Source organism: Brucella anthropi ATCC 49188, from assembly GCF_000017405.1.
In the GTDB taxonomy this organism is placed as follows: Bacteria; Pseudomonadota; Alphaproteobacteria; order Rhizobiales; family Rhizobiaceae; genus Brucella; species Brucella anthropi.
The window spans coordinates 1,822,137-1,835,714 of sequence record NC_009667.1 but is presented as its reverse complement, the minus strand read 5'-3'; the positions used below and the strand labels follow the sequence as shown (position 1 = coordinate 1,835,714).

Sequence of the window (13,578 nt, the reverse complement as noted above, 5' to 3'; positions counted from 1 at the left end):
GAGGATTGATTCCGTGACAAGACCCTATAGAAAGGGACGAACCTTACGCGTCGCTTGTGAAGGCAAAAAAGCCCGGAATATCAGGTAGAAAATCCGGGCAACTTTTTTATCAAAATTTTCCAAGAAACTCTTCTACCGCCTCGCCCTCGCGGAACAAACCGAGACGTTTGATTTCCCAATGAAGGCGAATACCCGAATTTTCAAAAACTCTGGCGCGAACCGTTTCGCCCAAAGTCTCCAGATCGAGCCCCGTTGCGGTGCCTGTATTGATCATAAAATTGCAGTGCATTTCGGACATCTGCGCGCCGCCGACGCGCAAACCGCGGCAACCTGCCTTGTCGATTTCCTTCCAGGCCGATGTGCCTTCCGGATTCTTGAAGGTCGAGCCGCCTGTCTTTTCGCGTACAGGCTGCACCGTCTCGCGATGATGCTGCACCTCGTCCATGGCTTGTTTGATCGCTTCATGCTCGCCGGGAGTTCCCTCGAACAAGACAGAGGTAAAAATCAGATCCGACGATGCTGAGGAATGCCGATACGCGTAGCCCATATCCGCATTGGAAAGCACATGCACCTCGCCCTTGCGATCAAGGGCGCGAACCTCCACGACGCGCTCGCGCGTTTCCACGCCGTTGGCGCCTGCATTCATGCGCAAAGCCCCGCCCATGCCGCCGGGTATGCCATGGTAGAAGTGGAAGCCAGCCAGCCCCGCTTCCAGCGCCGCTGCGGCCACACGCTTGTCAGGCGTCGCCGCGCCTGCCCGCAGTTGCGTCTCAGAAACCTGATCGACTTCGCCGAAGCCTTTTGCGGAAAGCCGCACGACAAAGCCTGGAACACCGCCATCACGCACCAGCAGATTGGAGCCGATGCCAACCACGAGAATCGGTACCTCTTCCGGCACAGCCTTCAGAAATGAGGAGAGGTCTTCTTCATCGGCAGGCTGAAACAGAACCTGTGCCGGTCCGCCAGCGCGGAACCAGGTGATCTTGTCCATGCCGGTATCGGGCGTCAGCCGACCACGCAAGCCCGACAATTTGCCGTCGAGCTTCTTCAGAAGCGTCTCGCCGCTTTCCATCTTACTTCTTACCCTGTTCTGCCAGTTCTTTCGGCAGTGCATATGCCCACTGCGTAATATTGCCTGCGCCGAGGCAGACTACGAAATCGCCCGGCTCTGCAATCGACGCGACCAACGGCGCCAGCGCCTCGGGGCCACTGGCATAGCGCGCATCGCGATGACCTGCGGTCTTGATGCGTGATACGAGCGCTTCGGAATTGACGCCTTCGATCGGGTCTTCGCCTGCCGTATAGACCGGCGTCACGATGACCGTATCGGCATCGTTGAAACATGCCGCGAATTCGTCGAACAGGCTTGCCAGACGCGTATAGCGGTGCGGCTGCACGATGGCGACAACACGACCTTTCGTGGCTTCGCGTGCAGCTTTCAGCACGGCGCGGATTTCAACCGGGTGATGGCCGTAATCGTCGAATATCTCGACGCCGTTCCATGTGCCCGTATGGGTAAAGCGACGCTTCACGCCGCCGAACGAGCCGAGACCGCGACGAATATCGTCGGCAGAGATACCCAGCTCATGCGCGACAGCGATTGCTGCCGTCGCATTGGATACGTTGTGCTGGCCCGGCATCGGCAGACGCAGATCCTTGATCTCGGTCGCCTCGCCCTTGCGGGAGCGGATCACGACATCGAACAGGCTCGCCGCGCCATCCATGCGGTGATTGACAAAACGCACGTCAGCCTGCGGGTTCTGGCCATAAGTCACAATACGGCGGTCTTCGATGCGGCTCACCAGAGCCTGCACTTCAGGATGGTCAAGGCACATCACGCCGAAGCCATAGAATGGAACATTCTCGACAAACTGCGCGAAAGCCGCGCGCACATTTTCGAAATTGCCGTAATGGTCGAGATGTTCCGGGTCGATATTGGTGACGACCGCAATATCGGCAGGAAGCTTGAGGAACGTACCGTCGCTTTCATCCGCTTCCACCACCATCCAGTCACCATCGCCCATGCGGGCATTGGTGCCATAGGCGTTGATGATACCGCCATTGATAACCGTTGGATCGAGGTGCCCGGCATCGAGCAAAGCCGCAACCATTGAGGTCGTGGTGGTCTTACCATGCGTACCGCCAATCGCAACCGCATGACGGAAGCGCATCAACTCGGCCAGCATTTCGGCGCGGCGCACGATAGGCAGCAGCTTTTCGCGTGCAGCAACCAGCTCGGGATTGTTCTTCTTGATCGCCGTCGAAACGACAACCACTTCGGCATCGCCGATATTTTCAGCCTTGTGGCCGACAAAGACCTCAATGCCTTTTTCACGCAGGCGCTGCACATTGGCACTGTCGGACTGGTCCGAGCCCTGCACATGATAGCCGAGATTGTGCAGCACTTCGGCAATACCGCTCATGCCGATGCCGCCAATTCCGATGAAATGGACAAGCCCGATATTCAGCGGCATTTTCATGGCCGAGTTCCTTCTTTGAATTCCTGAACAGATTTACCTGCTGCAATAGCCTCTGCCAGATCAGCAAGCAACCGCGCTGCATCCGGCTTACCAACGCTTTTTGCAGCTTTTGCTTGTGCTTCGAGGCGCTGTGGCTCATTCATCGCAGCCTGGAGTATCTCGGCAAGGCGTTCTGGCGACAATTCCGACTGGCGAACAACCTCGCCACCGCCGACAGCCGCGAGCGCTGCCGCATTCGCTGCCTGATCATGATCGAGCGCGTGCGGAAACGGCACCAACATCGCCGGACGACCGATCACGGTGATCTCAGAAACGGTCGAAGCACCGGACCGCGAAATCACGAACTGGGCATCCGCCATGCGTGCTGGCATATCGTTGAAAAACGGCGCAACATCAGCGGGAACACCAAGCTTCTTGTAAGCTTCGCGCACAGCGGCTTCGTCTTCCTTGCGGGCCTGCTGGGTGATCAGCAGCCGCGCCCGGTCCCTATCCGGCAGCAAGGCCACGGCAGCGGGAATGGCTGTCGAAAAGAACTGTGCGCCCTGGCTACCGCCAAAAACCAGCAGGCGGAAACGTTCATCCGCCTTGACCGGCTTGTAAGAAGTCTCAGCCGCGGCCAGAACTGGAGGACGCACAGGATTGCCGGTCGTGACCGTTTTTTCGGCATAGACCCCGCCGGTCTCGGGCAGAAAACCGCCTGCAATCGCTTTCACGCGGCCAGCAAGCCCTTTGTTGGCGCGGCCCATGACGGCATTCTGCTCGTGCACCATCGTCGGGATATTCATGTTGCTCGCGGCATAGAGCGGCGGCAGTGTTGGATAGCCACCAAAGCCCGCGACGAGTTTGGGCTTCAGCCGGCGGAACAATTTACGGGAATCGAGATTGCCCTGCCATAGTGACCAGAACGTCTTCAGGAGCGCTATCGGGTTGCGGCCTGCAATTGTTGCCGAACGAATGACATGAACATGATCTTCCGCGAAGGCACCCGCGAAACGCTGCGCGCGCGCATCGGTCGCCAGATGAACGTCCCAACCACGCGCCTTCAGTTCATGCGCCAGCGCTTCCGCCGGAAAAAGATGACCGCCCGTTCCACCGGCGGCCAGTACAATTACGCCTTTTACCATCGACCCCTCACAGCGCAGGAATGCGTTTGCCCATGTCGACACCGCTGCCGACCGTATGGGTCATGCGGGCTTCCGGACGGCGGCGCGTCAGAGCCAGAAGGATGCCCATCGTGATGGCAATGGCGATGAGCGAGGAACCGCCATAGGAAATGAACGGCAGGGTCATGCCCTTTGCAGGCATGAGATGCAGGTTCACGGCCATGTTGATGATCGACTGGAAGCCGAACAGAATGACAATCCCCGAGACGGCCAGACGGGTGAACGGATCACGCTCGCGCAGCGCAATCGAAAGGCCGCGCACGACGATGAATGCGAACAGCAGCATGATGATCATGCACAGGATGATGCCGTATTCTTCTGCTGCAACCGAGAAAATGAAATCGGTATGGCTGTCCGGGATGATGCGCTTGATGGTGCCTTCGCCCGGACCTTGTCCGAACCAGCCGCCACGCAGAATCGCTTCGCGTCCGGCATCGACCTGGAACGTATCGCCCTCGCCTGTCATGAACCGATTGATACGACCCGCCACGTGATCGAACATGAAATAGGCTGAGATGCCGCCGCAAACCGCAAGACCGCCAAGAACCAGAATCCAGAACATCGGCAGACCGGCGAGGAAGAACATGGCACCCCATGTGCCTGTGGTCAGCATTGTCTGGCCAAGGTCAGGCTGAAGGACGAGCAAAGCAGCAACGGTGCCGAACAGCAGCATGGCAAGAAAATTGCCGGGCATTTCGCCACCGCGTTCACGCTCCGAGAACAGCCAGGCGCAAACCACCACGAAAGCAGGCTTCATGAATTCCGACGGCTGGATAGAGATACCCGCCAGATTGACCCAGCGCCGCGCACCTTTCACTTCGATACCGAAGAACAGTGCGGCAACCATCAATACAAGCGAAATGCCGAGCAGGATCAAAGCAAATCGCCTGATCTGGCGCGGCGACAGAAACGACACGCCGATCATGACGCCAACTGCCGGCAGCATGAAGAAAATCTGGCGCTCGACAAAATGGAACCCGTCGAGGCCAATACGCTGGGCCACGGCAGGACTTGCAGCAAATGACAGCAGAATGCCAAGCCCCATCAGGGCCAGACATGCAGCGAGGAAGAAGCGGTCTATTGTCCACCACCAATTGGCGACAGGACCGCGATCGACACGGCTTACCATCAGCTTTTTCCTCCTATAGGTTCAACACCCGGAAGCGCCAGAACAGCGCTGCGGAATGCATCGCCGCGTTTTTCAAAATTCTGGAACTGGTCGAAGCTCGCGCAAGCAGGCGACAGCAGCACAACCGGTTCGGGAGCAGCATCGTTACCGGCATCGCGGGCAGCGTGCTCGACAGCGACTGCAAGCGTGTCGGAAATCTCGAACGGCGCCGCATCGCCAAGCGTTGCAGCAAACTGTGCTGCGGCTTCGCCGATCAGATAGGCCTTGGCAATCCGCGGGAAGAACCCGGCCAGCGAAGCAATTCCGCCAGCTTTCGGCACACCACCTGCAATCCAGTAGATGTTCTGCAGAAAGGACGACAATGCCGGAGCCGTTGCTTCCGCATTGGTTGCTTTGGAATCGTTGACGAACAGTACTTTTCCGCGATGCCCAACCTGTTCCATGCGATGGGCCAGGCCGGGAAAGCTCTTCAATCCCGCATCGATTTCTTCAAGGCTTAAGCCCACTGACAGGCACGCGACGACAGCCGCAAGCGCGTTCTGCGCATTATGCGCGCCGCGCAGCGAACCGATACCTTCCAGGGAAGCGATTTCGTCAATTTCCCCGTCCTGCGACCAGAGCAGCTTTGCGCCGTCAGCGAAATAGCCTTTGCCGAGGTGCCTTTCCTTGGAAATTCGCACGACGTGTACACCATCGCGATAAAGCCGGTCCGCAATGGCTTCGCAATAATCATCATCAACGCCGACAATTGCCGTGTCGCTCGCCGCCACCAGACGTTCCTTGATCGCGGCATAGTTTTCCATCGAACCATGACGGTCGAGATGATCCGGTGTCAGATTGAGCAGAATGCCCGCCGTCGGGTTCAGCGATGGCGCCAAATCGATCTGATAGGATGAACATTCGACCACATAGAAGCGATTTGCCTGCGGCGGCTCCAGCGTCAGGATTGCGGTGCCGATATTGCCGCCAAGCTGCATATCCCGACCGGAAGCCTTGATGATATGGGCGATCAAAGCGGTCGTCGTCGATTTGCCGTTGGTGCCGGTGATGGCGATGAACGGGCAATCGGGAGCAATGTGATTGCGCTCGCGGACAAACAGCTCCACGTCGCCGATGATTTCGACACCTGCGGCATGAGCCAGATCGACAGTCCAGTGTGGCTTTGGATGGGTCAGCGGAACGCCCGGCGAAAGCACGAAAGCCGCAAATTGCGACCAGTCAGCCTGCCGCAGATCGCCTGTGGCAATGCCCGCGCTCTGGGCACGGGCAACACTGTCGGGATTGTCATCCCAGGCAATGATCTTTGCGCCGCCCGCAAGAATGGCCTTGGCGGTCGCGATACCCGACCCGCCCAGTCCGAAAAGGGCGACTGTCTTATCCTTGAGGGCGGTGATCGGGATCATTCGATATGCCTGTTATCTGAGCTTCAGGGTGGAAAGACCGATCATCGCGAGAATGATCGCAACGATCCAGAACCGGATCACGACCTGGCTCTCGGTCCAGCCCTTCTTTTCGAAATGGTGGTGAATAGGCGCCATGAGGAAGACACGCTTGCCGGTCAGCTTGAAGGAGCCAACCTGAATGATGACGGAAAGCGCTTCGACGACGAACAGGCCACCGATGATGGCGAGAACGATTTCATGCTTCGTTGCAACCGCAACGGTGCCCAGCATACCACCCAGCGCCAGCGAACCCGTATCGCCCATGAAGATAGCGGCGGGAGGCGCATTGAACCACAGGAAGCCGAGGCCCGCGCCGATAACAGCGCCAAGAACCACAGCAAGTTCACCTGTGCCCGGCACGAAATGAATTTGCAGATAGTCAGCGAAGATCGCGTTGCCGGAAAGATAGGCAATGAAGCCGAAAGACGCCGCGGCCACCATGACCGGTACAATTGCAAGCCCGTCGAGACCATCTGTCAGGTTTACGGCATTGCCTGCGCCAACCATGACGAAGGCTGCAAACGGAATGAAGAACCAGCTCAGATTGACGACGAACTGCTTGGCAAACGGAAATGTCAGCGAAGAGGAGAACGGCTCCTGCCCTGCCCGCATGATGACAAAAGCGGCAACAGCGGCGATCAGGAATTCGATGCCAAGACGCGCCTTGCCGGAAAAGCCCTTGTCAGACTGCTTCGTCACCTTGAGATAATCATCATAGAAGCCGATGGCGCCGAAACCCACCGTAACCAGCAGAACGACCCAGACATAGACGCTGGCCAGATTGGCCCAGAGCAGGCACGACACAAGAATGCCGGTCATGATCATAAGACCGCCCATGGTGGGCGTACCGGCCTTCTTGAAATGGGTCTGCGGACCGTCAGCGCGGATCGGCTGGCCTTTCCCCTGACGCACCCGGAGCGAGTTGATGATCGACGGGCCGAACAGGAACACGATCAGCGCCGATGTAATCATCGCGCCGCCGGTGCGGAAGGTAATGTAGCGGAACACATTGAGCGGTGTCATATGTTCGGCGAAGAAGGTGAGAAGCATCAACATGTAGAGAAAAATCCCTCAAATACCGCTTACTCCGCGGGTTCCACCGGCGGAAACTGGCTGATCAACGTCTTGACGATTTTGGAAAAGCCGATCCCCTTCGACGATTTCACCATGATGACATCGCCCGGACGGACCGCCTTGATCACCAGCGGCAACAATTCGTCGGTGCTTTGCCTGTACTCGGTCTGAATTTCAACCGGCAAGGCATTTTTCAGCGCCGACATGTCCGGTCCACCGATAAAAAGCGTGTTCACTTCAGCATCCACGATCGGGCGCGCGAGATCGGCATGAAGTTTGCCCGATTGACGGCCAAGCTCCAGCATGTCCCCCAGAACTGCGATGCGACGACCACGCGAGCCTTCCGGTGTGGTCGAATGCAACAACGACAGGGCTGCGCGCATCGAGGTCGGATTGGCGTTGTAGCTCTCATCAATCAGCGTGAAGGTTCCTTCAGGATGCTGAAGCACATGGCGCGCGCCGCGACCGCCTTCGGCAGAAAGCGTCGCCATGGCCATCATCACCTTGGCGATATCAGCTCCGACCAGATCAGCGGCCCCAAGAACGGCGAGCATGTTCTGCACAATATGACGGCCCGGCATACCAACCTTCACGGCTGCTTCATGCGTTCCGATTTTGACCGTCATGCAAGAGCAGGTTGGGTGCAGCTTCACTTCGCGCAGACGATAGTCGGACCGGGCGTTCTCGCCGAATGTGGCAATGTGTTCGACACCAGCCTTTTCGGCCAGTTCTTCCAGCTGTTTGAAGCGCTTGTCATCACGATTGAGAAGCGCATAGCCGCCTGGAACTATGCCTTCGAAAATCTCCGCCTTGGCAACGGCGATTTCTTCCAGATTGGCGAAATGACCAAGATGTGCCGGTGCAATCAGCGTGATCAGCGCCACATGCGGGCGCACCATCTTCACCAGCGGACGAATTTCGTCGTGATGGTTCATGCCGATTTCGAAAACGCCGTAATCCGTATCGGCAGGCATGCGCGCAAGCGTCAGCGGCACACCCCAATGATTGTTGAACGACGCCACAGAAGCATGGACCTTGCCGACTTCCGAAAGAACGTGACGCAGGGCTTCCTTGGTCGTCGTCTTGCCGACGGAACCCGTCACCGCGATGATCTGCGCCTTCGAGCGTGCCCGCGAGGCAATGCCAAGCTTGGTCAGGGCCTCAAGCACATCCTCGACCACGATCATCGGTACTTTGGAATTGCCGAATGCGGGCAGACGATGCTCGGCCACCACAAGAAGACCCGCACCAGCGGCCATGGCGCTGGTTACGAAATCATGCCCGTCGAACTGTTCGCCCTTGATGGCGAAAAAAGCCTCGCCCGGTTTCAGCGAACGGCTGTCGATTGAGATGCCGGTTATGCCGCCGGGAAGGTTGCCAAAGGGCCTGCCTTCCATGGCTTCAACCATATCGTTGGATGTCCAGAGCCAGTCACTCATTCCGAGCGCTCCTCAAGGCGGGCAGCAAGTGCTGCTGCAACTTCCGCATGATCAGAGAACGGCAAGGTAATGCTGCCGACAATCTGGCCCTCTTCATGCCCCTTGCCTGCAACGACCAGCGTATCGCCCGCCTGCATCATGGAAACAGCGGTAAAGATAGCCTCTCGACGATCACCAATTTCGGTCGCGCCCGGCGCTGCTGCCATGATTTCCGAGCGGATTTGGGCTGGAACCTCCGAGCGCGGATTGTCGTCCGTGACGATTGCCACATCCGCCAGTCGCGAGGCGATTTCGCCCATGATCGGACGCTTTCCCTTGTCGCGGTCGCCGCCACAACCGAAGACCACGATCACCCGGCCCGTCGTGAACGGACGCACCGAAGTCAGAACATTTTCCAACGCCTCAGGCTTATGGGCGTAATCGACATAGGCTGGAGCGCCATCTTCCGTCGCACCGACGAGATCGAGCCGTCCCGGTGCGCCTTTGAGGAGCGCCAAGGCACGCATTGCAGCCGCAGCCGGAACGCCCGTAACCATGGCAAGCCCTGCGGCAACCAGCGCATTTGCGACCTGAAAATCTCCGGCGAGCGGCAGTTCGATCTCAAAAATCTCATCGCCGATGCGCACTTCGACATGCTGGCGGAAACGCTCGTGCTCGACCCGCTTGAGAGCAATGAAATTGCCTTTTCGTCCGACCGTCTTCACGTCGCATCCAGCAAGCGTCGCCGCCTCGATGGCCTGCGCCGAGAAATGATCGTCGGAGAAGATGATGGCTGGCGCACCCTTCGGCAAAAGCGTGTTGAAGAGACGCATCTTCGCGCCAAGATATTCCTCGATGGTCGCGTGATAATCCATATGGTCACGACCGAGATTGGTAAACGCACCGGCAGCGAGCTTGACACCATCGAGACGACGCTGATCAAGGCCATGCGATGAGGCTTCCATGGCCGCATGGGTCACGCCTTCATCGGCAAGCTCTGCCAGAACACGATGCAACTCCACCGGATCGGGTGTTGTCAGCGAATTATAGTCGCTGCGCGTCGGCGAAAACACGCCGGTCGTGCCGATATTCGCCGCCGGAAAACCGGCATAGGCCCAAATCTGCCGGGTAAAGGACGCGACGGAAGTCTTGCCGCTGGTGCCTGTAACTGCAACCATAACTTGTGGCTGCTTGCCATAGAACTGCGCCGCAGCTACTGCCAATGCAAGGCGGGGATCATCGACATGAAGAACCGGGACGCCTGCGTCAGCGATAGCCGTATCCTTGCCTGCGATGATGGCGCTGGCGCCGCGCTTGACGGCATCGGCGACAAAAGCCGCACCGTCTGCTTTCACGCCTTTCAACGCTGCGAAAAGAAAACCGCGTTCGACCTTGCGGGAGTCCGACGTGACGCCGGTGATCTCCACCTCACCGGCATCGCCGGAGGCCAGTTCCTTAAAGAGAGCGATTTCCTTCAGTTTCATGGTCATACCAAATCCAGATTCAGTTGTGCGCGTTTCGCTGCAAGGGCTGCTTTATGCGAATCAGTCGTATTCGTTGGAAACCATTGCTGGCGGCACTTCCTGTTGAAAATCAGGCTTGCCGCTTAAATTGCTAACCATTGCTGGCTGGGCTTCGAGTTGGAAATCGGGCTTCACGCCGAGGAACGAAGCAGACCGGCGGATGATCTCCGAAACCATCGGTGCTGCATTGAGACCCGCGGTTGCGCTGAACTTGCCTTCTTCCGGCTTCGGCTCGTCGATGATGGTCAGCACGACATAGGTCGGATCATCCATCGGAAATGACGCCAGAAATGCGTTGAAGCGCACATCCTTCGAATAGCGGCCATGCACCACCTTTTCCGCCGTACCGGTCTTGCCGCCGACGCGATAGCCCGGAACAGTGGCCCGCTTGCCGGAGCCGCCCTGGGCGGTCGCATTGAGGCGATAGAGGTAACGCATATCCGCAGAAACCTGTGGATGAATGACCTGCTTGGCCACCTGATCAGCCTGAGCCTGCGTGCGCATCAGGAAAGTCGGCTCCATCAGCTTGCCGCCATTCATCAGCGCAGCCGCACCGACCGCCGTCTGCAACGGCGTCGTCATCATGCCGTGGCCGAACGAAATGGTCATCGAATGGACCTTCTTCCACACACGCGGTTCAACGGGACGCGCCACTTCCGGCAACTCCGTCTGCATGCGGTCGAGAAGGCCGATCTTCTTCAGGAATGCGCGATGGCCTTCAATGCCAACGGCATCCGCCTCGCGGCCCGAACCGATATTAGACGAGAAGATGAAGACTTCCGGCAGCGTCAACCAGCGGCCCTTGCCGTGGAAGTCACGGATCGTCTGGCGACCGAACACCAGCGGACGGCTGGCATCGAGTTTCGACTGCAGGTTGAACTTACCGGAATCGAGCGCCATCGCCGTGGTAAAGCTCTTGATGGTCGAACCCATTTCATAGGTGCCTGCCGACATGCGGTTCAGGCGGTCCTTGTCCAGAGCATGGACCGGGTTGTTCGGATCAAAATCCGGCACCGATGCCATGGCGATCACTTCGCCGGTCTTGACGTTCAGCACCACAGCACCGGCAGCAATTGCCCGGTAGCGTTCCATGGCCTTGACGAGTACGTCACGCATGATGTGCTGTACACGAATATCGATCGAGAGGCGCACCGGCTCCAGCGACTGTCCGGTCGCAAGGCCGACAGAACGCAGATCGGTCAGCCCCTGACTGTCGATATATTTCTCCATGCCCGCAATGCCCTGATTGTCGACATTGACGAGACCGAGGATATGCGACGCGGTCGGGCCACCCGGATAGAAGCGGCGCTTTTCCGTACGGAAGCCGATGCCCGGCACGCCGAGCGCCATGATCTGGCTCTGCTGGCGGGGCGTCAGTCCACGCTTGATCCAGACGAAACCGGCGCCACTTTTCAAACGCTTATATGTCGCTTCCCAATCAAGATCGGGCAGCACCGTCGACAGCATTTCGATGGTTTCGTCGGGATCGACGATCTTGCGCGGCTCCGCATAGAGCGAAGCAGTCTTGATGTCGGTCGCGAGGATTTCGCCGTTACGGTCGAGAATATCCGGGCGCGACGCGAGCTGGTGAACCGCCGGGCCTGCATTATCCTCATTTTCGCCGCCGATGACACCGAAATAGATGAGCTTGCCACCCATCACACCATAGATGCCGACAAAGCAGGCGATCGCCATCCAGAGACGATTGCGCGCGCGGTTGCCATGCTTTTTGCGCGAGCCGACAAACGCCATGTTGCCGGCCAGCTTTTCATCGCCAACCGGCTCAACACCGTCATCTGCCTGCATATTCTTTTTCCCGAAAAGTCTCAGCCGCATGATCAGTGCCTCGCCCCGCTTTTCTTGACGCTGCCGGTCGTGATGGCATCCTTTTCAAGCACGCCGCTTGCAAGCAGTTCGTCGCTGCCGGAGATGATCTTCTGGATATCGTCAACCGGACGTTCCGGAATTTCGTGGACACCCAGCACAAGCTGTTCGGCTTCGATCGGCTGGAGGTTGAGTTCCTTTTCGTAGACACCAACGAGACTTTGCAGGCGACCAGGCTGGGTCATCAATGCCCAGTCGGCGCGCAAGAGCGTGATCGTGTCCTTTTCGGAGTCGATCTGTCGCTTCAGCTTGGCGATCACCGCGATCTGCTTTTCCGCGTCATATTTGATCGTGTAGGTGACGGTCGCCGCCACCAGCATCGCCGCTATCATGATGATGTCGAAAGTACGCAGCACTCGTTCAACTCCGGGCCAGTTCGTTCGTCTCGGGCAGTTTGGGCAGTCCGAAAAGCGATAAATCGTCTTCCAGTGGCGGATTTTCCGTCCTTATTCCAGCGCGCAGCTTCGCCGAGCGCGCACGTGGATTTCGTTCTTCTTCCTCTGCGGTCGGGCCAACAGCGCCCTTGACCGCGGGCGTAAAGCTCGGCAGACGGACATGTGTTTCCGGCAGATGACGCGATCCGGCACTACCGCCGGCGCGGTCAGCGAAATAGCGCTTCACCATGCGGTCTTCGAGCGAATGGAAGGTCACGACAACCAGCCGGCCGCCCGGTTTCAGGATGCGTTCGGCAGCAAGCAACGCCCGCGCCAGTTCGCCCAACTCGTCATTCACATAGACCCGCAGCGCCTGAAAAACCCGCGTCGCCGGATGGATGCGATCCTTCGGATTGCGTCCCACCAGCGTTTCGATGGCATTGGCAAGATCGAGCGTACGCGTGAAAGGCTGTGCGGTCCGGCGCTTGTCGATCATGCGTGCAATGCGGCCTGCATGGCGCTCTTCGCCCAGAAAATTGAAGATGCGGGCAAGATCACCGGTCTTGAGACGGTTCACCACATCGGCAGCGCTTGGTCCTTTTTTCGACATGCGCATGTCGAGCGGACCATCCTTCTGGAAGGAAAAGCCGCGCTCGGCCTCATCGATCTGCATCGACGATACGCCAATATCGAGCACAACGCCGTCCACCTTGCTGCCTGCTCCCTTAACCTTCGAGACTGCTTCATCAAGAGCAGAGAACCGGGACTCGACCAGATCGAGCCGGCCCGGAAACTGCTTTTCCATCGCCCGCCCGGCTTCGATTGCGGTCGGATCGCGGTCAATCGCGATCACGTCCGCTCCCGCTTCCAGTATGCGACGCGTATACCCGCCAGCACCGAATGTCCCATCGACAATCACTGCGCCAGATACAGGCTTCAGGGCGTCGATCACTTCGGCGATCAGCACCGGAACGTGACGGACTTCAGCCCCTTCGGCTTGAGAATTGTCTCCGCCGAGGCTTGCCATCATTCCGATCCTTTCCCGGGTACTTGGCCCGTTTTTAAAGCGTCTCGCGCTTCAATCTTTTGTT

General features: G+C 58.3%; 11 protein-coding genes. All 11 read right to left on the bottom strand.

Going from position 1 to position 13,578, the window contains the following annotated elements:
• Positions 1–109 precede the first annotated feature (109 nt).
• From murB to rsmH, 11 genes are read right to left on the bottom strand one after another with little or no spacing between them, the layout of a single operon-like run.
• Positions 110–1,072, bottom strand: coding sequence for a UDP-N-acetylmuramate dehydrogenase (murB, locus tag OANT_RS09080; protein ID WP_012091750.1), 963 nt, complete (start codon positions 1,070–1,072; stop codon positions 110–112).
• Between the two features lies 1 nt (position 1,073).
• Entirely contained in the window at positions 1,074–2,480 is a 1,407-nt protein-coding gene (gene murC / locus OANT_RS09075) for a UDP-N-acetylmuramate--L-alanine ligase (RefSeq protein WP_012091749.1), read from the bottom strand.
• A complete protein-coding gene (gene murG / locus OANT_RS09070; protein WP_012091748.1) occupies positions 2,477–3,604 on the bottom strand; it encodes an undecaprenyldiphospho-muramoylpentapeptide beta-N-acetylglucosaminyltransferase in 1,128 nt (375 codons plus the stop codon). Before murG ends, murC begins: the two co-directional genes overlap by 4 nt.
• 7 nt (positions 3,605–3,611) lie before the next feature.
• A complete protein-coding gene (gene ftsW, locus OANT_RS09065; protein ID WP_012091747.1) occupies positions 3,612–4,772 on the bottom strand; it encodes a putative lipid II flippase FtsW in 1,161 nt (386 codons plus the stop codon).
• Entirely contained in the window at positions 4,772–6,175 is a 1,404-nt protein-coding gene (gene murD, locus OANT_RS09060; protein WP_012091746.1) for a UDP-N-acetylmuramoyl-L-alanine--D-glutamate ligase, read from the bottom strand. The genes ftsW and murD overlap by 1 nt, the downstream gene beginning before the upstream one ends.
• Positions 6,176–6,187: 12 nt before the next feature.
• On the bottom strand, positions 6,188–7,270 hold the full coding sequence (gene mraY / locus OANT_RS09055; RefSeq protein WP_012091745.1) for a phospho-N-acetylmuramoyl-pentapeptide-transferase: 1,083 nt from the start codon (positions 7,268–7,270) through the stop codon (positions 6,188–6,190).
• A 26-nt stretch (positions 7,271–7,296) separates the two neighbouring features.
• A complete protein-coding gene (locus tag OANT_RS09050; RefSeq protein ID WP_010659725.1) occupies positions 7,297–8,727 on the bottom strand; it encodes a UDP-N-acetylmuramoylalanyl-D-glutamyl-2,6-diaminopimelate--D-alanyl-D-alanine ligase in 1,431 nt (476 codons plus the stop codon).
• Positions 8,724–10,196 carry a UDP-N-acetylmuramoyl-L-alanyl-D-glutamate--2,6-diaminopimelate ligase gene (locus tag OANT_RS09045; RefSeq protein ID WP_012091744.1) on the bottom strand — a complete coding sequence of 491 codons (1,473 nt, stop codon included), beginning with the start codon at positions 10,194–10,196 and terminating at the stop codon, positions 8,724–8,726. The genes OANT_RS09050 and OANT_RS09045 overlap by 4 nt, the downstream gene beginning before the upstream one ends.
• A 54-nt stretch (positions 10,197–10,250) precedes the next feature.
• The gene (locus OANT_RS09040; protein ID WP_040129181.1) at positions 10,251–12,065 is read right to left on the bottom strand and encodes a peptidoglycan D,D-transpeptidase FtsI family protein; all 1,815 of its coding nucleotides are present in this window, start codon (positions 12,063–12,065) and stop codon (positions 10,251–10,253) included.
• Between the two features lie 2 nt (positions 12,066–12,067).
• On the bottom strand, positions 12,068–12,469 hold the full coding sequence (ftsL, locus tag OANT_RS09035) for a cell division protein FtsL (RefSeq protein WP_010659722.1): 402 nt from the start codon (positions 12,467–12,469) through the stop codon (positions 12,068–12,070).
• A 4-nt stretch (positions 12,470–12,473) separates the two neighbouring features.
• Positions 12,474–13,517 carry a 16S rRNA (cytosine(1402)-N(4))-methyltransferase RsmH gene (gene rsmH, locus OANT_RS09030; RefSeq protein ID WP_012091742.1) on the bottom strand — a complete coding sequence of 348 codons (1,044 nt, stop codon included), beginning with the start codon at positions 13,515–13,517 and terminating at the stop codon, positions 12,474–12,476.
• Positions 13,518–13,578: the final 61 nt, after the last annotated feature.

Excerpts from the sequence above, each read along its gene's own strand:
- murB (WP_012091750.1), bottom strand. The coding sequence starts at position 1,072 with ATGGAAAGCGGCGAGACGCTTCTGAAGAAGCTCGACGGCAAATTGTCG.
- murC (WP_012091749.1), bottom strand. The coding sequence starts at position 2,480 with ATGAAAATGCCGCTGAATATCGGGCTTGTCCATTTCATCGGAATTGGC.
- murG (WP_012091748.1), bottom strand. The coding sequence starts at position 3,604 with ATGGTAAAAGGCGTAATTGTACTGGCCGCCGGTGGAACGGGCGGTCAT.
- ftsW (WP_012091747.1), bottom strand. The coding sequence starts at position 4,772 with ATGGTAAGCCGTGTCGATCGCGGTCCTGTCGCCAATTGGTGGTGGACA.
- murD (WP_012091746.1), bottom strand. The coding sequence starts at position 6,175 with ATGATCCCGATCACCGCCCTCAAGGATAAGACAGTCGCCCTTTTCGGA.
- mraY (WP_012091745.1), bottom strand. The coding sequence starts at position 7,270 with ATGTTGATGCTTCTCACCTTCTTCGCCGAACATATGACACCGCTCAAT.
- OANT_RS09050 (WP_010659725.1), bottom strand. The coding sequence starts at position 8,727 with ATGAGTGACTGGCTCTGGACATCCAACGATATGGTTGAAGCCATGGAA.
- OANT_RS09045 (WP_012091744.1), bottom strand. The coding sequence starts at position 10,196 with ATGACCATGAAACTGAAGGAAATCGCTCTCTTTAAGGAACTGGCCTCC.
- OANT_RS09040 (WP_040129181.1), bottom strand. The coding sequence starts at position 12,065 with ATGCGGCTGAGACTTTTCGGGAAAAAGAATATGCAGGCAGATGACGGT.
- rsmH (WP_012091742.1), bottom strand. The coding sequence starts at position 13,517 with ATGATGGCAAGCCTCGGCGGAGACAATTCTCAAGCCGAAGGGGCTGAA.